Below are 18,595 nucleotides of genomic sequence, written 5' to 3' on the forward strand. Positions count from 1 at the left end.
GCGATTTATGACAATAGAACTGAATTGGTATCTGCCAAACCACGGTGACTTTCATGGGTTGACGAATAATCGACTAGGCGAGTCGGCCAACAGGATCAGGCAAAGTACACCGGCGTATCTGGAATCGGTCGCACGAGCGATCGAGTACGCAGGCTTTAATGCCGTGCTAATTCCCACCGGCCCCACCTGTCATGACGGCTGGGTCGTCGCTGCCGCATTGTCCCAGGTCACGACCAGACTCAAGTTTCTGGTTGCATTCCGTCCCGGGTTTGTGCTGCCCGCCGTGGCCGCGCAAAGCGTGCAATCGCTGCAGCGAATGACCGGCAACCGCTTGTTGCTCAATGTGGTGACCGGTGGAGATTCGGCTGAGCAGCGCGGTTACGGCGACTTTCTGGATCACGACCAGCGCTATGAACGTACTGCACAATTTCTGGATATTGTCCGGAAAATCTGGGCAGGAGAAAACCTCGATTATGAAGGCACGCATTTTCGTCTGAAAAGCGCGGGGCTGCTTCGTCCGATGGCCAGCCCTCCGCCTATATATTTCGGTGGCGCCTCGGCCGCAGCCGAAGCCGTCGCAGCGCAATATAGCGATACCTATCTGTTCTGGGGTGAAACACCGACAATGGTAAAGGAACGAATCAGTCGGGCCGATGCGTTGGCCGCAAGCCATGGTCGGCGGCTACGTTATGGTTATCGGGTGCATATCATCTCTCGTGATACGCCTGAACAGGCCTGGTCCGAAGCCGATCGACTGCTCAGGGAAGTGCCCCGCGAAACCATCGAAAAAGCGCAGAAACAGCTGCAGAAAAGCGAGTCGGTGGGACAGGCACGCATGCGGGCCTTGCGCCAAAGCAATACCTTCAATGACGTGCGTGATCTGGAGGTCTATCCAAACCTGTGGACTGGTATCGGTCTGGTGCGTGGCGGGGCAGGCACTGCCATCGTGGGAAGTCATGAACAGGTTGCCGAACGCATCGAACAATTGCACGCGTTGGGCATCTCCAGCTTCATTCTGTCGGGCTACCCCAATCTTGAGGAAGCCCTGAACGTCGGCGAAGAAGTCGTACCGCTGCTGACCAGCACCACCGCCATGCGCGCCGTTGCCGGCGCCTGAATAAGGAACGATATGAGTATTGAATTTAACTGGTTTCTTCCCACCAACGGGGACAGTCGACACCTGACAGGCAACATCAGTAACCCACAATTGCGGCCCACGCATCTGGCGCATCGCGAGCCTGATGTGGACTATCTGGTGCAGATCGCCCGCGCTGCAGAGGCGACCGGCTTTAACGCGGCACTTATTCCCACGGGCGCCGCCTGCGAGGATGCATGGCTGATCGCTGCCGCGCTGGCGCAGAATACTGAAAAACTCAAATTTCTTGTGGCGTTTCGTCCGGGGCTCGAGTTGCCGGCGTATGCTGCGCAGAAAGTGGCAGCCATGCAGACGTTTACCAATAACCGCTTGCTGCTGAATGTGGTTACCGGTGGAGATCAGAATCAGCAGCAAGCCTATGGCGACTTTCTTGACCACGATGAACGTTATGCGCGTACTGCCGAATTTCTGCAGGTGGTCAGGCAGGTGTGGCAGGGACCGGGTCAGGATTTTTCCGGCGCTCATTATCAGATTCGCAATGGCGGACTGGTGCGCCCGCTCACTGCAACACCCGCAATTTATTTTGGCGGCGCTTCGCCAGTGGCCGAGAAGGTCGCGAGCGATACGGCCGATGTATACCTGCTTTGGGGAGAAACCCAGAACATGGTGCGAGAGCGGCTGCAACGCGTGCGAGCCCTGGCGCAGCAGCAGGGCCGTACCTTGCGCTTTGGGTTGCGGATCCATGTGATCGCCCGCGGTACGCAAGAGCAGGCTTGGACAGAAGCCGAAAGACTGTGGCGTGAACTGTCGCCGGAGACGATCAGGAAGGCACAAAAATCTTTACGCTCTAGCCAATCTGTCGGGCAGGCCAGGATGCAGCAATTGAATAAGGGAGGTCGCGGCACTGCGGTGCGGGATCTGGAAATCGAACCGGGCTTATGGTCCGGGATCGGTCTGGTTCGCGGTGGAGCAGGAACGGCGTTGGTGGGAAGCTATGACCAGGTCGCAGATTATCTCAAGCAGTATTGTGATCTTGGTATAGATACTTTCATTCTTTCCGGATATGCCAATCTGGAAGAAGCCTGGCGTGTCGGGGAAAATATATTGCCCCGCGTGCATTAATGAGTCTGCTGCGAGGGAGACTCTGTAAAAAACCGGGGCCCAGTACGCAGCAGACAAGACAGATGACATAAAAGGGGGCGATATGTATATCGCCCCTTTTATGGTTACCCGCACTGCATGCGATCATGCCGCACGTCGCGTCCTTGCGGGCGTTCGCGTGACGTCGGATGTTGCCGCGATCTGATCCGGGGCCTGATCCGGGGTCGCTGGAGAAGCCGATGTCGTGGCGTCGGCAAGGTCTGTGTCAACGCCCAGATGCTGCAACAGATAACGGCGGATGCGCGCAGTTTCGTTTTCCCTCGCTGGTGAGTGGTCCGGCAAATTCACCGCAACATCTACCGTCAGCTTGCCCTGATCCAGAATCAAAATTCGTTGCGCCAGATGGATGGCTTCATCCACATCATGCGTCACCAGAAGCACGGCTGGCTCGTGATGCCGGCACAGCCGACGCAACAAAGCGTGCATGCGCAGGCGGGTCAGCGCATCAAGCGCACCAAAGGGCTCGTCGGCCAGCAATAACTGCGGGTTGCGAACCAGCGCCCGGGCCAGTGCGACCCTTTGCTGCTCGCCGCCAGACAGCTCTGCCGGCCAGGACAGGTGTCGATTATGCAGGCCGACTTCTTCGAGTGCCTGCATTGCTCGCCCTTTTACATTGGCACCGGAAAGCCCGAAAGTCACGTTATCGACCAGCCGCTTCCAGGGCAGCAGGCGGGCATCCTGAAACACGACAGATAAAGTGGAAGGCACCTGTAGCGAGCCTTCTCCGAGCACGTCGTGATCTAGTCCTGCCAATGCCCTTAGGAATGTACTTTTTCCCGAGCCGCTGCGGCCGAGCAAAGCGACAAACTCGCCCTTGCTGATGTCCAGGTCGATGTTATCGAGGACAGTCCGGGACCCAAAACGGCGGACCAGGTGCTGTACCGAAACCGCGAGCGCTTTGTCCTGGGGCCGTGTCGTTAATCGTTCAGCGTTTTGCGCCATTTGAGTACCTTTTTCTGTAGTAAACGGACCAGGCCGTCGGAAGCGAGTCCGAGCACTGCGTACAGCGCCAGGCCCACGATAATAACTTCAGTTTGTCCGTAGGTTCGGGCCAACTCAATCATGTATCCGATACCGCTGGTTGAGTTGACTTGCTCGACTACCACTAATGCAAGCCAGGAAGAAGTCACCGCGAAGCGCAGCCCAAGTAGAAAACCGGGCAATGCGCCGGGCAGCACAACGTGGCGTATGAACTGGCCACGAGTGACGCCCAGCGTTTCGGATAATTCAAGATAGCGACTGTCTATACTGCGCAGGCAATCATGTGTCTGAATGTAGATAGGAACCACAACAATCATGGCAATGGCGGTGATTTTCATTGGCTCGCCGATGCCCAGCCAGAGCATGAGCAGTGGAATCAACGCCAGGCTGGGTATGGCGCGCTTGATCTGCACCGGACCGTCAATGACATATTCTCCGATGCGACTCAGACCGGCAAAAACGCCCAGTATGACGCCAAATATCACACCCCAGAACAGCCCCTGCAACGCCCTGAAAAGAGACATTTCGAAGTTGCTCCAGAGACGACCGGACTGGATCAGCTCCGCGGCTGTTTGTACCACGACCCATGGTGGTGAAAGCGTTCGGTGGTCTATTATTCCGGTCCAGGACCCGAGCGTCCAGATGACCAGCAGCAGTATGGGGCCGATTGCGGCTCCGTAGCGAATCTCTTTGCCAGGGCCAAGGCGTGAACGACGTGAATTGGCCGGTTTTCTGTCGGTGGCGGCAATAGGCTTGCGGCGACGATCATTGACGGTGTCGGCGGTGAGTGAATTGATTGTATTCATTGTTCGTTTAACGCCTGGATGGCGACCTTTTCAAATCGACGATCAAACAGTTTTGCGGCGTCCAGACGCTGGTTACCCGTTTCTGTGGCCAGAAGATCAATGGTCGCTTGCTGGCGGGCGATCACATCAGTCCAGTCAGCTGGGATATCAGGCTCCCCGGCCGATTGAGCCAGATATTCGCCATCGGACGTTTTCAGTCCCTGATCCTGGACGTAATAGCCTTCGACCCATTCCTTTGGATGCTCATAGATCCAGCGCGTGGCCTTTGCCCAGGCCTTGACGTAGGCGCGCGCGGCCGCCGCTTTGGCCGGATCGTCCAGAACAGCCTGCAGGGTATAAAGATGCCAGGCGTCATCACGCAAGCCATGTGAAATGACTCGCGCACCGCTGCTGCCATAGTTGGCCAGGTATCGCGGCTGGTTGGCTTCGGCGATGGGCGCAGCATCGACCAGTTTGCTGGCAAGGGCGCTCACATATACGTCGCCGGTGCTTGGCATTTCCACCAGGGTGACATCGTCCTTGGTCAGACCGGCACTCTGAAGGATTCGAAGCACCAGGGCCCCCTGTGCCTGACCAGGGCTGAAGGCGATTTTTCGGTCTTTCAGATCTGCGATGCTTTCAATATTTGCGCCCGGTGCAATACCCAGCTTGTATATTGGATGTTCAAGCGGCGCTTTGCGAAAGGCCGCGGCAATGATCTGCACCGGCAGGCCGGTCCAGGTAGCGTGAATCGGCGGAATATCTGCGACTGCACCAATGTCCAGCGCATTGGCGCGGAACGCCTCGGTCGTCCGGGGGCCGCCGCTGATATTTACCCATCTGGGCGTGAATGGAAGATTTTTTACTTCACCGGAAAGTTCCAGTGCACGCTGTGTTTTTGGATCGCCAATGGTCAGCGTGGTGCCCGCCGGAACGGTATCTGCAATCGGTGCGTGACCTGATTGTGCATTGGCCGGCGATGCGCACATCAGCATGATCGCAATCGTGGCGCAGGCACCCGTGGTGACTGAGGCAAGAATACGAATGTGAATTGGGGAAATCATGTGCGGGCTCCTGTTTATTGACTCTGTTAGCTTGATCGCGCTGTCGTAATGACAGCGCTTGTTTTGAGTCTAAAGGAAACCAAATCTCACACGAAGTACATTGTGCTTATATTGTTATGAAGTGCAATTGCAAGCGAAGCACAGCGGATCAAATTGTGCTTCGCCCGAAGCTGCCGGATCATATTGATATTATTGCGATTGTGCTGCAGGTTTATCGCTGGCGGGCGCCTTGCTGCTGTCAAAGGTTTGGGGAACATCCGGACGAGGATCAGGCACAAAGCCATCCCGATTGGGCATCTTGATTGCAGCAAGCGCCTTGGCATCCAGGCGCGCGTCCTCTTTTACAAGTCCGTTCAGGTGAAGAACATAAGCGGTCACGGCATAAACCTGTTCGTTATTGAGGCTTTGGGGGGCTGTCAGGGGCATGGCGCGTCTGATGTAGTCAAATAATGTGGGCGCGTACGGCCAGTAGCTACCCACTGTCATCACCGGCTTTTCGCTAGCCAGCGTCCCAATGCCGCCCGCCAGTTTATCGCCACTGCCTCCTTCTCCCTTGCTGCCATGACAGGACGCACACTGTTGGGCGTAAAGGGCGGCGCCCTGGGCGACCGTGCCGCTGCTATCGGGCAGATTGCTTCCATCGGCGAACACATTAATGTCCCAAGCGGCTATATCGTCAGGCGTCACGGGATGACCAAAGCCGAATTTCTGTTCAGCATGAGCCACGCCGGCAATTGCGCTCATCAGCACAGTACAGGTTAGCAGCGCTATCTTGCATTTTGCCGCATATGCTTTCGCAAGCGAATTATCAGGCACGCGCATGAGTCACCTTTCCGTCTGATGCGATACGCCAAGGAGTAATCGCGTTGTTGTGATAGGTGCCATTGACGCCGCGCACCTCAATGAGGGATTCCAGCGTAGGCTGTATGTATCCGGTTTCATCAATGGCCCGGCTTTGTATTACGACGGGCTCGCCATTCCATTCCCATGCAAAGAGAAAGCGAGTCAGCGCCTTGCTCAAAACGGGCATCTGCAATCGGGCGGGCTGCCAGGTTTTACCTTCATCAACCGAAATCTCTACTTTGGTAATACGTCCTTTGCCGCTCCAGGCAATGCCGCGGATTTCATGAAATCCCTTGCCTCCGATTTGCTGCCCGCCGGATGGACTGGTAATGATGGATTTGACTTCCATGACAAATGTGAACTCGCGGGCCTTGCCGTCAGGCAGAATGTCCGTGTATTTTGATGTTTCTTCGCGCGAATGCACCGGCTGGTCTGCGACCTGCAGACGGCGCAGCCACTTGATACTCATATTGCCTTCATACCCGGGCAGCAAAAGCCTTAGCGGATACCCTTGCTCGGGCCGCAGGCGCTCTCCGTTCTGGCTGTATACGAGCATGGCGTCATCCAGGCATTTTTCCAGCGGAATGCTGCGTGTCATGCCTGCGCCATCGGCGCCTTCGGCAATCACCCACTTCGCCTCGGGATTGAGCCCGGCCTCGTTCAGAATCGTCTTGAGCGGCACGCCGGTCCATTCGGCGCAACTGACCAGGCCGTTGGCTTCGGCTGCCGTCTTGCCATACACCGTGTACCCAGGGTTACCGGAGCACTCAAGAAAATAAATCTGGGTATGCGAAGGAAAGCGCCGGATATCATTCAGTGTGAATGACAGCGCATTGTCGACCAATCCGTGCACGACCAGGCGGTGTTCAACGGGATTGATATCAGGAATGCCATTATGGTGGCGTTCGTAGAAAAGCCCGTTAGGCGTGATGATGCCATCGAGCTCCTGAAGCGGTGACCGGGTCGATGAAGAAGAGTACTGCTTGTCTGTCTTGCGAAGATGCCGGATTACGTTATTTTCAAACTGAGAGGGCGTGCCGTAAGGACGGCTGCCGACCACCGCGCCGGGCTGCTTGGTCCACGGCGGGACGGTCAATGTATTGTCGGCTGCGGCTTCTTTGGCAGTCGATCCCGATTGAGCCACGGCGGCACTCACCCCGGCGCCGCCGGCTAGAACGCCGGTAACCGCCGTCACGCCATTACGCAAAAATCGCCGACGTCTATGCTGCGTGTCTGCGTCTGTTACCGCCAAAGCTTCTTCAGTCGATTCGTTAGCCATTTAAATGGTCTCCCGTGCGAACGTTGATCAGGTCGGTGTGATATCAAACAGTATAGGGTTGCAGTGTGAATGCGTCCAGTATTTAGTGTTTATCAATCTGGCGGTTGCGGTTGTGTGTGAAACGCGAACTGGTCAGATGCATGGGCTGGGTCCCGCAGTTGCAGTAATGGTTATTACTGATAGAGCATGGAAAAATATATGCAGTATACTGATTAATATTCAGTCATGTCAGGTCGTCCTGTTCAACCATTTCGTAGCGGTCCAATTTTGATGAATCTCTTATCTAGTCTATCCAGAGCGATTGATGCGCTCGTCTACACCATTGGGCGAGCTGTCATCTGGCTTACCCTGCTGGTGGTGCTGATTAGCGCGGGCAACGCGGTGATCCGTAAGACCTTCCATGTGAGTTCCAATGCCTGGCTGGAGATCCAGTGGTATCTTTTTGGCGCCATTTTTCTGCTGGCTGCGGGTTACACGTTTATGAAGAACGAGCATGTTCGTGTCGATATCATTTCTCAGATGATGAGCAAGCGCACGCAGATTGTGATCGAAATTCTTGGCGTGCTGTTTTTTATGTTGCCCGCCTGTCTGCTATTGCTGGACCTGTCCATTCCATTTTTCATGCAGTCTTTTTTGACCAGCGAGCAATCGTCAAATGCCGGTGGGTTGATCCGCTGGCCGGTGAAACTGCTTATTCCCATTGGATTTTTCCTTCTGGTGCTTGCCGGCGTTTCGCACTTGATTAAATGTGCGGCCTTTCTTGCCGGCAAAGGGCCAGATCCGCTGGCGCCGGTGCAGGGCAAGACCGCCGAGCAACTGCTAGCCGAAGAGATCGCTAATGAGGCCAGGCTCAAAGAAATCGAACAAAGGATGGACAAGTAGCATGGAATTCTTTATTAACAATATGCCACCGATCATGTTTATGACATTGATCTGTTTCCTGCTGCTGGGATTTCCTGTCGCATTTACACTGGCCGCCAATGGCATACTGTATGCGTTGCTTGGCATTGTTTTCGGTGAATTTACCTTTTCCTTTTTGCAGGCACTGCCGGATCGGGTATTTGGCATCGTATTGAATGATTCGCTTCTGGCGGTGCCATTTTTCACGCTCATGGGCCTGATTCTGGAGCGCTCCGGCATGGCAGAAGACCTGCTGGAAACAATTGGCCAGTTGTTTGGTCCAATCCGCGGCGGTCTGGCCATTGCTGTGGTGGTGGTCGGGGCCATGCTGGCCGCCACCACCGGCGTGGTCTCGGCATCGGTCATCTCCATGGGACTGATATCGCTGCCCATCATGTTGCGTTATGGCTACGATCGCAAGCTGGCGACGGGTGTTATCGCTGCGTCCGGGACGCTGTCGCAGATTATTCCACCCTCGCTGGTATTGATTATTCTGGCCGATCAACTCGGCCGCTCCATTGGGGATATGTACCGTGGCGCGATGGTGCCAGGCTTTATCCTGGCCGGCGCCTATATTGTCTATGTCGTCATCTGTTCGATCATCAAGCCGTCCAGTGCACCCGCGCTTCCCGAAGAAGCCCGTATCTATCGTGAACCCAATGGAAAAAGTGGCCTTGTTTCGCTGCTGGTGCTGTCGGTGATCGCTGCTGTGGGTGCGTGGTTGCTCGATACCCTGCTTCTGACGGAAAAGACGGCAGCCGACGAAGTGATTGTGCTCAATTTGTTACTCTGGGGTGTTATTGCATTCGTCATTGCGGTAACCAATAAGGCGCTTCGACTGCAGATGCTGTCGCAAATTGCCGAACGGGTGGTATTCGTAATGATTCCGCCCCTGTTATTGATCTTTCTGGTACTGGGCACGATTTTTCTTGGCGTTGCCACGCCAACTGAGGGTGGCGCAATGGGCGCGGTCGGCGCGATTGTGATGGCGCTGCTGAGGCGTCGCCTGAGCTGGACGTTACTCAAGCAGGCAATGGATACTACGACCAAGCTTACCAGTTTTGTGGTTTTCATCCTGGTCGGCTCAACGATCTTTACCCTGACTTTTACCGGCTTCGGCGGACAGCACTGGGTTGAGGGTCTGTTTGCGTCCTTGCCAGGCGGCGAGACCGGGTTTCTGATCGTGGTTAGCGTAGCAACCTTCTTTCTGGCATTTTTCCTGGATTTTTTTGAGCTGGCCTTTATTATTGTGCCGCTGCTCGGACCCGTTGCTGACAAAATGGGTATTGATCTGATCTGGTTTGGCGTCTTGCTGGCAGTCAATATGCAGACCTCCTTTATGCACCCACCTTTCGGGTTCGCGCTGTTTTACCTGCGCTCGGTGGCACCCAAAGAAGATTATGTCGATCGTATTACCGGCAAACTGATCAAGCGGGTCACCACGGGCGAAATTTATCGTGGTTCCATTCCATTCATTGTGATTCAGCTGCTGATGGTTGCCTCGGTCATGATCTGGCCGGGTATGGTGCTGCATTATAAAGGGGCCGGCACGGGGACTGATCCGGCCACGGTCAGATTTGACATGGGCGCGTCCTACGATTCGGGCGGCTATAGCACCGATCCGTATGGCAGTGGCGCCGCCCCATCAGAGCGCTCCGCAACGGATCAGTTTAACGACTCGCAAGAGCAGGAAGATTCAGCCCCGCTGTTCAAGTAATTCCCGTTCAGGGTTGGGGCATGCGCAACAGATTTGAAAGTTGTCGCATGAATATTTAATCAGTATACTGTAGTAAATTTAGAAAACATCATTTAAAGGACAAGGTTCACGCATGACACTGACGCGCAAGATCGCTTTCGAGGAGCATTTTAGTGCCGTGGGATTCGATGATTATTCCAAGGCATTTGTAAAACATATCAACACGCAGGCCAGTAGTGAACTGAATGTACGTCTTGCAGACTTTGACGATACGCGGATTCGGCTCATGGATCAGTACGCGATCGACTATGTGATCCTGTCCCAGACGGGGCCGGGCGTGCAGAATGAACCAGATACGGCAACGGCGGTGCATCGCAGCCGCCAGAACAATGACTTTCTTGCTGCACAGATCGATCGCAATCGTGAACGGTTCGGCGGCTTTGCGACGCTGCCCATGCAGGACCCGGACGCTGCAATCGAAGAGTTGCGTCGGACTGTGAATGACCTGGGCTTCAAGGGCGCGCTGGTCAATGGCCATACGCACGGCGTCTATTATGATGATCGAAAGTATGATCCGTTCTGGGCCGAACTGGAAAAGCTGGGTGTTCCGCTTTATCTGCATCCATTTGATGCCTATGATATTCCTCACGCCTATAGCGGACATCCCGAGCTGGTGGGGGCCACCTGGGGTTGGGGTGTCGAAGCCGGTACCCACGCATTGCGTCTGCTGTTCGGTGGCGTATTTGATCGCTTTCCGGGAGTGAAAGTCATTCTGGGCCACATGGGAGAGGGATTGCCATTTCAGCGCTGGCGTTTTGACAGTCGCTTTGCCGTCTATCCGCATGGCGTCAGCCTCAAGCAGCAGCCCTCGCAATACATTGGCAGCAATATCCTGATTACCACCTCCGGGGTTTGTTCCCACGCGGCGTTGCAGGGCGCGATTGCTGAGATGGGACCACAGGCGGTGATGTTCTCAGTCGATTATCCCTATGAGTCTATCGAGCTTGCTGCAAATTTCATTGATACCGCACCGCTGGATGAGCAGACCAAGAACATGGTGTGCTATGGGAACGCAAAAAAATTGTTCAACCTTTGACCTATCCGGAGATACTTATGAGCACGTTTATGTACGGTGCCAACATTCACGCCAATGGGATCCGCCAGCATTATTTGCGATTTGGCGGGCAACAGGGCGAGCGCAAGACACGCCCAAGCATTGTGATCATACCCGGCATTACCAGTCCCGCCGTGACCTGGGCTTTTGTGGGCGAGCGCTTCGGCTTGCACTACGACACCTATATCCTGGATGTGCGGGGCCGGGGATTGAGCGAGGCCGGTGCTACATTGGACTATAGTCTGGATGCGCAATCGAGCGATGTGATCGAGTTTGCCCGGACTTTGGAGCTGAAAGATTACGTCATTGTGGGCCATTCCATGGGAGCCCGCATCGGCGCCAGAGCGGCGGCGACCCAGCCCGCTGGATTGAGCCGGTTGGTCATGGTGGATCCGCCGGTATCGGGACCGGGCCGCCGGGCGTATCCGTCCAAATTGCCATGGTATGTCGATTCCATGGCGCTTGCGCGCAAGGGATGCAGCGCGCAGGACATGAAAGCGTTTTGCCCGACATGGACCGAGGAACAGTTGCAACTGCGCGCTCAATGGCTTCACACTTGTGATGAGCGTGCCATTGTGGAAAGTTTCGACGGCTTCCATGCCGATGACGTTTTTGCCGATTTCCCGAAGATTCGCGTGCCGGTGCTGTTGATGACCGCAGAGCGCGGAGATGTAGTGTTGCCTGAGGATGTAAAGGAAATGGAAGGGTTGATCGGCGAACTGGCGCATGTGCGGGTAGATAATGCCGGCCATATGATTCCCTGGGATAACGAAGAGGGTTTCTACCAGGCTTTCGGGCCATTTTTAGGGCGGCATCTGACACGCGTAGCGCAGGCTTGCTAGCTTCATGCAGCAGGGGAAGCGAGGGCTGTGATCGTGCTGCTTTCCCAACATTTTTCGATGTGACCATCATTAAAGGAGATTGTCCATGGCCGTTAGCGACTATCAACTCATCAGCGCATGGCAGCATGTACTGACCCTGTCCCGACTGGAAAAAGGACAGATTGTTACCATACTGACCAGCGCCAATACACACCCCCAGACCTTGTCATGCGCTCTGATCGCTGTGCAATCATTGGGTGCCGTTGTCAACCGGCTGGATCTGCCACCTGTCAATGCCGAGAAGTCCCTGAGTCGCGATCCGCTGGCCTATTTGGGAACCACAGCGCTGACGGGTAACCCTGCCGCGATCGCCGCGCTCAAGGCGAGCGATCTGGTGCTGGATTTGATGACCTTGCTGTTTTCGCCGGAACAGATTGATATTCTGGGAAGCGGCACCAAGATACTGTTGGCAGTCGAGCCGCCGGAAGTTCTGGTGCGCTGCCTGCCGACGGCAGAAGATCGCGAACGTGTGCTGGCGGCTTCTGCGTTAATGGCAAATGCCAGGGAAATGACGGTTGTGTCGGATGCGGGGACCGATCTACGCTGCCCAGTGGGAGAATTTCCCGCCATCAGTGAATATGGCTTTGTCGATGAGCCCGGCCGCTGGGACCATTGGCCCAGCGGCTTTTCTCTGACCTGGCCCAATGAGGGAGGCGCCAACGGCACGATCGTCATTGACACAGGAGACATTCTGTTACCGCAAAAATCCTATGTGTCCGCCCCAATTGTGCTTACAGTAGAAAATGGCTATGCCGTAAAAATTGAGGGCGGGATTGACGCCGAGCGACTTGCCGAATATATGGAAACGTTCAATGATCCCGAGGGATATGCCATTTCGCATATCGGTTGGGGATTACAGAAACGCGCCTACTGGTCGGTGCTTGAGCTGTATGACAAGGAACAGACCATAGGAATGGATGCGCGGGCATTTGCAGGCAATTTTCTGTTTTCGCTGGGCCCTAATAATGAAGCGGGCGGTTCGCGCACAACCGCGTGCCACATCGATATTCCCTTGCGCAATTGCACAGTGTGCCTGGACGGTAAAGCAGTCGTGACCAAAGGCAAATTGCAGGAAAACAAACATGGAAGATAACAACGATACGACGATCTACGAGACCCAGGGTTTCGGCGCGGACATTCAATTGAAAGCGCCCTTCGGGCTGTTGATCGTGGATCTGGTCAATGGCTTTGCCGATCCTGCCGTGTTTGGTGGCGGCAATATCGGGCAAGCTATTGACAAGACGGTGCCATTGCTGGCTGCGGCACGTCATGCCGGATGGCCAATTGCGCATACGCGCATTGTCTATGCCGAGGATGGTTCCGATCACAATGTATTTAGTGCCAAGATTCCTTCCATGCTGACACTGACAGAGCAGGCTCACGCCAGCCAGATTGTTTCCGAGTTGACGCCCCGGGAGGGAGAACTTGTAGTTCGCAAGAATGTGGCATCCGCCTTTTTTGGTACATCCCTGGCGGCGTGGCTGACACATCGCGGTGTGCATACGTTACTGGTCGCAGGCGCGGTCACCAGCGGATGCATCCGAGCCAGTGTGGTCGATGCCAGCCAGCTGGGCTTTGTTCCTCTGGTTATCGAGGACTGTGTGGGCGATCGCGCGCAGGGTCCTCACCAGGCCAATCTGTTCGATATGCAGCAAAAGTATGCGGCGGTCATGAAAAGAGACGAGGCGCTGGCTAAGTTGGGTATTGAAGTGCCTTAACGGGCGCGGGCCAGTATGCAAGCGATTGCTCTTCAATATTTGGAAGTAAAAAAAGAGCACGATATGATCGTGCTCTTTTTCTTTATCTGCGTCTGCGACCTAGGCCTCAGATCGGGTAGACCAGGCTGTTTGCCAGTATCTCCGTATCGAAGATGGCATGACGCTCTTTGAGCTTGAGCTGTCCGTCCACACGCACATGAGTATCATGATACGTGCCGGCAAGGTGAACGGTAGACGGGCCCTCGACCAGCGTCTGCATTAACAGGAAATTGGCTTGGGACTCTATCTCGCCGGCAGCAGTTTCTTCCAGGATACGCAGGTTTGAAACAAGATGCAGGGTAAAGCGCGGCGCATACATTTGCGTGCGCGAAGTCGCTACGGCACGGTCGTGCATCATGTCGCGGCCTTCTGCGTAGATCAGGCCCACAGGCATGCCCAATTCGGCGTTCTCGCGCGAGGTGGCGCGATAAAGTCCGTCTTCGGCAAAAAAGTCAGGCCACAGTTCGACCTGGTTCTGATCCAGTACAGCACAATATTCCGCATGGAAATTTTCTATCTCAGGACGCAGTGCCAATACCCTTTCAATTGAAATATTCTGTGCCCGGTAGGCAAACGTATTTTTCATTCGCAATTTCCTTCTTAGATGTCCATGACTTTGCGGTAGTATTCATACATAGAGCGTATGGCAGCTTCGGAGATCAGCGTGTCGGATGTGCCAACCTTATTGGCGTCCAACTTGATGATGCTGGTATCTGTGGTTGAACGGCGCACGCCCTCCTGAACAAATTTCATCGCTTCATTGTCTTCCAGTCCGAGAAATCCGGCCGGACCCATAAGATTTCCCTGGCGCAGCCGATGGCGTACGGTTTCCTCGGAGTCGTCTTCATAGCCGAACATGGTCCATTGCATGATCAGGCTGTTGGGCCCGTTAGGGATAATCTGTCGTACGCCCAGGGTATTCATTTCGCGCTGTACGATCAGGTTGGGCCAGATCGTCTGCATGGTGACCGACCACGGAGAGTCAAACTCCTTAACATAGTTTAGGAAGCGTTCGTCTTTAAGCCGCATCGTGTCAACGTAGGAACGCATTTCCTTTTTGTTTTCTTCGCTGACACTGGCATATTTGTCCTCGGACTTGGCCGAGGCCATGTAGCCATGGCGTCCGTGAACGGTATCGACAAACATTTGTGATTTATTGCCGGCCACCAGCAGTCCAAATACCACCAGGAACGAATGCAGCAGCGTCGCGTGATAGGGATCCTTCAGGTTTTCGTGATACATCTTCCAGTTGCATGGCAGTTCATTGCGATAGTAGCCCACGATCCGCAAGGGTTTGCCCGGAAAAATGACATTGAAATCCTCCAGAATCTCCGGCGTCAGGTATTCCTCTATCGGTTCAACCTGGTCGCAGTAGGATGCAAAAATCACGCCATGATGAGTGGTCACGTGCAGTTTTTTCAAGCCATGGTCCGCGTTTTTGAAGTCGCGCGGCATGCCCCCTTCCTTGTTTACACCTCGTTTGAACGGAATACCCTGCAAGTCCCCTTTCAGGCTGTAGGACCACTGATGATAAGGGCACACGAATTCGTTGGTATTGCCCTGGTTTTTTCGACAGAATTCGGCACCGCGGTGGGCGCAGCGATTTTCAAAGACGTTGATGGAGCCGTCCTCTGCGCGTGATACCACGACTGGCGTTGCGCCAACATAGGAGCGTTTGAAGTCTCCTGATTTGGGAATCTCAGCTTCCAGGGCAACGAAATTCCACGTCTTGCCATGGAAAATGCGTTCCATTTCGCGATCATAAACGGACTGACTGGTGTAGACCCAATCCGGGATGGTATGTAGTTTGTCTTCGGGCCAGATGCACTGGTCGGCAGCAGTATTCTTGGTGCCCAGCGTTTGGCCGATGACCGTTTGCGACTGAAACATAATTTTTCTCCTGAAATGATCCGGCGGCTCGTCACTTACACGACGGCTGCGGCGGTCGCCTTTTTAACGAATTGCTTGATGGGGATATCGGTGTTGCTGAAGGTCGCAGGTTCAATGGCGACTTTCTTTTCCAGAAGGCTGCGGATAGCACGCAACTGACCGGCGGCGTTCACAGCCAGCGCGTAATGAGGTACGTTGTCCTTGAGGCCGAGCAGCACAAACTGCGGGTTTGCGGCATGCGGATCAATTTCGCCGCGTGCCACAAACTGCAGGCCGGCGACAGACGCGCCCAGCATCTGGATATTGCAGGACAGTTGATCCGTCCAGAACCACGGAAAGGCGGCTGCTTTTGGCGTGATACCCAATATGGCTTCTGCCGCGATTCGAGCCTGCTCATTGGCGTTCTGCCAGGACTCCATGCGCACTCGTTCGCCGGTTTGCCGATCAACCTGCGTAGCACAGTCTCCTGCCGCAAATACGTTTGAAATATTGGTACGGCCATGGCTGTCCACCTCAATACCTCTGGTTTGAGGACAAACCGTCACGCCGGAGCGGGCGGCGATCTCCGAATTGGGATTCATGCCAATGGCAACGATCAGATGATCTACGGCAAGTTGGTGACCATTGTCCAGTTCAAGTTTTAGCGTGCCGGACTCCGGACACATCTGGCTGGCTGCCACTTTTGTTCCAAGATGAAGCGTGATGCCGGTCAGGCGGGCGCGTTCCTGCAGCCATTGCGAAAAAAGAACAGGAGCATTGCGCGTCAGAAGCGCGGTCGCCGCTTCTATGACATCGACGGTAGCGCCCAGTTCGCATGCGGTCGAGGCAAGCTCCATGCCCAGAAAGCCCCCGCCCAGGATGGCCAAACGTGTCTCGGGCCGTAATGAGTGTCTGAGCCGCAGTGCATCATCGGCAGTACGGATATAGTGCACGCAGGGGCTGCCATAGGGGTAGGCCGCCAGTTGTCGCGCCTGACCGCCGGTGGCAAATAGACAATAATCGTAGGAAATCTGTTGCCCATCTTCAAGCATGGCAACGCTTTGCTCAGCCTCGATCCGGGTTACCGATTTGCCCAGGATGAGCTCTATCTTCGCTGTGTCGTAGAAATCCCGGGAATGAATACAGATGCTTGGCACATCAGCGACAGGATCGGCAAGCATAGCCTTGGACAGCGGTGGGCGCTCGTAAGCCGGATAAGATTCCTGGCCGACCACTTTTATGGAACCAGCAAACCCCTGACTGCGCAAATGCTGTACTGCCATGGCTGCGGCCTGTCCGTTGCCGATAATCAATATGGTCTGGTTACTGTTTTGTTCAGGCATTATTTACCTCTATGGCAGACTGGATATAACGTATGTCCATCAGAATGGGAGGCCTGAAACAGGATCAAGGAAAGGAGACCAGCACCTGCCCCTCTTCCTGCTTCACCTCATACACTTTGATGTCCACAGTGGCCGGCGCGCTCATCGCCTTGCCGGTTTTCAAACAAAATTGCGCCTGATGCAGCGGACACTCAATACAGCCGTCTTCCAGAAAACCTTCCGAAAGTAGCGCATATTGGTGCGTACAAATGTTGTCGCTGACATAGAACTGGTCCTCCAGCTTGTGCAGGGCAAGTTTGTGGCCTTCTATTTCAAAGCCGAGAGATTCTTCATTGTCCAACTCATTTGCCTTGTCGATTTTTACCCAGGCCATTATTGTTCCTCGCCAAAATGAATAGAAAAAACTCGTGCGCCCGCCAACGTTTTCCCAGCGTGCGGTGCAGCTGAAATATTGCTCAGTATACTGTATTAAATCATACTACAATATTTTTCCGACAACACTAATTTCAGTTGAAATTTTGTTGCTGTGTAAGCCAATTGAATTGAGTTTAAATTTTTCGACAAAAATTTCTCATAAATATCAAGGCATTACAGAGATGGTTTTTAATTATCAGTATTTACCCTGCTTGATCCACAAAAAAATAATCAGCATACTTGCATAAATATTGCAGGCGGTTGGTAATTGAATATTCCATTGACAGTCATTTCGTTCCAGGGGAAAAAAATGAAAAGACGCAGTTTCCTGATTAAATCTGCCGGCGCTGGTCTGGCATCAGTTGCCGCCGCGCCAGCAGTGGCTCAGACGGCCCAGAAAGTCAAATGGCGCATGTCGGCGGGATGGCCCAAGAACCTGGATGCCATTTATGGTTCGGCGGAAAACATGTGCAAGCGTATCGGTCAATTGACCGAAGGAAAATTTCAGATCGACGTGTTTCAGACGGGTGAAATTGTGCCATATTCCCAGAACATGGACGCGGTCTCCAACGGAACAGTGCAATGCAATCATGTGCTCAGTACCGCTTTCATCGGGAAAAATCCGGCGCTGGCTTTTGATACAGGCCTGTCGTTCGGCATGAATGCGCGCCAGCACTATTCCTGGCTGCACTATGGCGGCGGCATGGATCTTTTGCGTGAAATGTATGCCAAGTCCAATATTGTGAATTTTGCCTGTGGCAATGTTGGTGTGCAGATGGGCGGCTGGTTTCGCAAAGAAATAAAATCAATGGCCGATCTCAAGGGCCTGAAAATGCGTATCGGCGGCATCGGTGGCATGGTGCTGCTTAGGATGGGCGCTATTGCACAGCAGATTGCGCCCGGCGATATTTATGCATCGCTGGAAAAGGGTACTATCGACGCTGCAGAATGGATTGGCCCCTATGACGACGAAAAACTGGGTCTGAACAAGGTAGCGCCGTATTACTATACGCCAGGCTGGTTCGAGGGTAGTGCCGCCCTGACCAGTATGGTCAACAAGGCAGCGTGGGAAAAACTGCCCGATACATTTAAGATCGCATTTGAGACGGCCAGCAATGAGCAGTATATGGCCTGCCTGACGCATTATGATGCGCTTAATCCAAAAGCACTACGTGAACTCATCGCTCAGGGCGCCAAGCTTAGTCTGTTTCCCAAGGATGTGATGGACGCGGCCTACCAGGCCTCGCAGGAGCTCTGGGATGAACTGGCCGGCAAGAATGCTGATTTTGCCAAGATCTATCCGCACTGGAAGGCATATCAGAAAGATCAGGCTGCCTGGTTCCGCGTTGCTGAAAGCCCTCTTGATAACTTTACATTCAGGCAATTGAACAAGGACCAGTAAGAGTATTGCT

Annotated in this window: 18 protein-coding genes; 9 read left to right on the top strand and 9 right to left on the bottom strand. The window is 54.3% G+C overall.

All coding sequences use genetic code 11. The features are described 5' to 3' along the window. Positions 1-7 precede the first annotated feature (7 nt). Complete coding sequence (locus CAP48_RS02605) at positions 8-1,117, top strand: LLM class flavin-dependent oxidoreductase (protein WP_192871264.1); 1,110 nt, start codon at positions 8-10, stop codon at positions 1,115-1,117. Between the two features lie 12 nt (positions 1,118-1,129). Continuing rightward, on the top strand, positions 1,130-2,218 hold the full coding sequence (locus CAP48_RS02610) for an LLM class flavin-dependent oxidoreductase (protein ID WP_100694440.1): 1,089 nt from the start codon (positions 1,130-1,132) through the stop codon (positions 2,216-2,218). A gap of 123 nt (positions 2,219-2,341) precedes the next feature. Here the strand turns inward: CAP48_RS02610 and CAP48_RS02615 are convergent, their stop codons facing one another. From CAP48_RS02615 to soxC, 5 genes are all read right to left on the bottom strand, one after another. Beyond that, a complete protein-coding gene (locus CAP48_RS02615) occupies positions 2,342-3,199 on the bottom strand; it encodes an ABC transporter ATP-binding protein (protein WP_100694441.1) in 858 nt (285 codons plus the stop codon). Next, on the bottom strand, positions 3,175-4,044 hold the full coding sequence (locus CAP48_RS02620; protein ID WP_100694442.1) for an ABC transporter permease: 870 nt from the start codon (positions 4,042-4,044) through the stop codon (positions 3,175-3,177). Before CAP48_RS02620 ends, CAP48_RS02615 begins: the two co-directional genes overlap by 25 nt. Continuing rightward, positions 4,041-5,087 (bottom strand): ABC transporter substrate-binding protein, encoded by a 1,047-nt coding sequence (locus CAP48_RS02625; RefSeq protein ID WP_100694443.1) that lies wholly within the window; start codon positions 5,085-5,087, stop codon positions 4,041-4,043. The genes CAP48_RS02620 and CAP48_RS02625 overlap by 4 nt, the downstream gene beginning before the upstream one ends. A gap of 189 nt (positions 5,088-5,276) precedes the next feature. Then, complete coding sequence (locus CAP48_RS02630) at positions 5,277-5,831, bottom strand: cytochrome c (RefSeq protein ID WP_192871282.1); 555 nt, start codon at positions 5,829-5,831, stop codon at positions 5,277-5,279. A gap of 64 nt (positions 5,832-5,895) precedes the next feature. Continuing rightward, positions 5,896-7,209, bottom strand: coding sequence for a sulfite dehydrogenase (soxC, locus tag CAP48_RS02635; RefSeq protein WP_100694445.1), 1,314 nt, complete (start codon positions 7,207-7,209; stop codon positions 5,896-5,898). A 270-nt stretch (positions 7,210-7,479) separates the two neighbouring features. Here soxC and CAP48_RS02640 point away from each other — a divergent pair, with 270 nt between their 5' ends. The 6 genes from CAP48_RS02640 to CAP48_RS02665 all read left to right on the top strand — a co-directional run bounded on the left by CAP48_RS02640 (position 7,480) and on the right by CAP48_RS02665 (position 13,518). Next, complete coding sequence (locus tag CAP48_RS02640) at positions 7,480-8,091, top strand: TRAP transporter small permease subunit (protein ID WP_100694708.1); 612 nt, start codon at positions 7,480-7,482, stop codon at positions 8,089-8,091. Between the two features lies 1 nt (position 8,092). Next, on the top strand, positions 8,093-9,826 hold the full coding sequence (locus CAP48_RS02645) for a TRAP transporter large permease subunit (protein WP_100694446.1): 1,734 nt from the start codon (positions 8,093-8,095) through the stop codon (positions 9,824-9,826). Positions 9,827-9,938: 112 nt separating this feature from the next. Further along, positions 9,939-10,901, top strand: coding sequence for an amidohydrolase family protein (locus CAP48_RS02650; protein WP_100694447.1), 963 nt, complete (start codon positions 9,939-9,941; stop codon positions 10,899-10,901). 17 nt (positions 10,902-10,918) lie between these two features. Then, on the top strand, positions 10,919-11,761 hold the full coding sequence (locus tag CAP48_RS02655; protein WP_192871265.1) for an alpha/beta fold hydrolase: 843 nt from the start codon (positions 10,919-10,921) through the stop codon (positions 11,759-11,761). 85 nt (positions 11,762-11,846) lie between these two features. Then, positions 11,847-12,893, top strand: a complete 1,047-nt coding sequence (locus tag CAP48_RS02660; protein ID WP_100694448.1) for a peptidase M29 family protein — start codon at positions 11,847-11,849, stop codon at positions 12,891-12,893. Further along, the gene (locus CAP48_RS02665; RefSeq protein ID WP_100694449.1) at positions 12,883-13,518 is read left to right on the top strand and encodes an N-carbamoylsarcosine amidohydrolase; all 636 of its coding nucleotides are present in this window, start codon (positions 12,883-12,885) and stop codon (positions 13,516-13,518) included. The genes CAP48_RS02660 and CAP48_RS02665 overlap by 11 nt, the downstream gene beginning before the upstream one ends. Positions 13,519-13,624: 106 nt before the next feature. Here CAP48_RS02665 and CAP48_RS02670 read toward each other — a convergent pair whose 3' ends face one another. From CAP48_RS02670 to CAP48_RS02685, 4 genes are all read right to left on the bottom strand, one after another. Next, positions 13,625-14,143 (bottom strand): aromatic-ring-hydroxylating dioxygenase subunit beta, encoded by a 519-nt coding sequence (locus CAP48_RS02670; protein WP_100694450.1) that lies wholly within the window; start codon positions 14,141-14,143, stop codon positions 13,625-13,627. 14 nt (positions 14,144-14,157) lie between these two features. Further along, complete coding sequence (locus tag CAP48_RS02675; RefSeq protein ID WP_100694451.1) at positions 14,158-15,447, bottom strand: aromatic ring-hydroxylating dioxygenase subunit alpha; 1,290 nt, start codon at positions 15,445-15,447, stop codon at positions 14,158-14,160. A 35-nt stretch (positions 15,448-15,482) separates the two neighbouring features. Then, a complete protein-coding gene (locus tag CAP48_RS02680) occupies positions 15,483-16,769 on the bottom strand; it encodes an NAD(P)/FAD-dependent oxidoreductase (protein ID WP_100694452.1) in 1,287 nt (428 codons plus the stop codon). A gap of 64 nt (positions 16,770-16,833) precedes the next feature. Then, positions 16,834-17,142 carry a non-heme iron oxygenase ferredoxin subunit gene (locus CAP48_RS02685; RefSeq protein WP_100694453.1) on the bottom strand — a complete coding sequence of 103 codons (309 nt, stop codon included), beginning with the start codon at positions 17,140-17,142 and terminating at the stop codon, positions 16,834-16,836. A gap of 351 nt (positions 17,143-17,493) precedes the next feature. On the opposite strand from CAP48_RS02685, the gene CAP48_RS02690 reads away from it, so the two are divergent. Then, complete coding sequence (locus tag CAP48_RS02690) at positions 17,494-18,585, top strand: TRAP transporter substrate-binding protein (RefSeq protein WP_100694454.1); 1,092 nt, start codon at positions 17,494-17,496, stop codon at positions 18,583-18,585. Positions 18,586-18,595: the final 10 nt, after the last annotated feature.

The sequence above is a fragment of the Advenella sp. S44 genome, assembly GCF_002810445.1.
Lineage (GTDB): Bacteria > Pseudomonadota > Gammaproteobacteria > Burkholderiales > Burkholderiaceae_B > Advenella.

Coding starts and splice junctions, on each gene's coding strand:
- CAP48_RS02605 (WP_192871264.1), top strand. CDS start 8: ATGACAATAGAACTGAATTGGTATCTGCCAAACCACGGTGACTTTCAT.
- CAP48_RS02610 (WP_100694440.1), top strand. CDS start 1,130: ATGAGTATTGAATTTAACTGGTTTCTTCCCACCAACGGGGACAGTCGA.
- CAP48_RS02615 (WP_100694441.1), bottom strand. CDS start 3,199: ATGGCGCAAAACGCTGAACGATTAACGACACGGCCCCAGGACAAAGCG.
- CAP48_RS02620 (WP_100694442.1), bottom strand. CDS start 4,044: ATGAATACAATCAATTCACTCACCGCCGACACCGTCAATGATCGTCGC.
- CAP48_RS02625 (WP_100694443.1), bottom strand. CDS start 5,087: ATGATTTCCCCAATTCACATTCGTATTCTTGCCTCAGTCACCACGGGT.
- CAP48_RS02630 (WP_192871282.1), bottom strand. CDS start 5,831: ATGAGCGCAATTGCCGGCGTGGCTCATGCTGAACAGAAATTCGGCTTT.
- soxC (WP_100694445.1), bottom strand. CDS start 7,209: ATGGCTAACGAATCGACTGAAGAAGCTTTGGCGGTAACAGACGCAGAC.
- CAP48_RS02640 (WP_100694708.1), top strand. CDS start 7,480: ATGAATCTCTTATCTAGTCTATCCAGAGCGATTGATGCGCTCGTCTAC.
- CAP48_RS02645 (WP_100694446.1), top strand. CDS start 8,093: ATGGAATTCTTTATTAACAATATGCCACCGATCATGTTTATGACATTG.
- CAP48_RS02650 (WP_100694447.1), top strand. CDS start 9,939: ATGACACTGACGCGCAAGATCGCTTTCGAGGAGCATTTTAGTGCCGTG.
- CAP48_RS02655 (WP_192871265.1), top strand. CDS start 10,919: ATGAGCACGTTTATGTACGGTGCCAACATTCACGCCAATGGGATCCGC.
- CAP48_RS02660 (WP_100694448.1), top strand. CDS start 11,847: ATGGCCGTTAGCGACTATCAACTCATCAGCGCATGGCAGCATGTACTG.
- CAP48_RS02665 (WP_100694449.1), top strand. CDS start 12,883: ATGGAAGATAACAACGATACGACGATCTACGAGACCCAGGGTTTCGGC.
- CAP48_RS02670 (WP_100694450.1), bottom strand. CDS start 14,143: ATGAAAAATACGTTTGCCTACCGGGCACAGAATATTTCAATTGAAAGG.
- CAP48_RS02675 (WP_100694451.1), bottom strand. CDS start 15,447: ATGTTTCAGTCGCAAACGGTCATCGGCCAAACGCTGGGCACCAAGAAT.
- CAP48_RS02680 (WP_100694452.1), bottom strand. CDS start 16,769: ATGCCTGAACAAAACAGTAACCAGACCATATTGATTATCGGCAACGGA.
- CAP48_RS02685 (WP_100694453.1), bottom strand. CDS start 17,142: ATGGCCTGGGTAAAAATCGACAAGGCAAATGAGTTGGACAATGAAGAA.
- CAP48_RS02690 (WP_100694454.1), top strand. CDS start 17,494: ATGAAAAGACGCAGTTTCCTGATTAAATCTGCCGGCGCTGGTCTGGCA.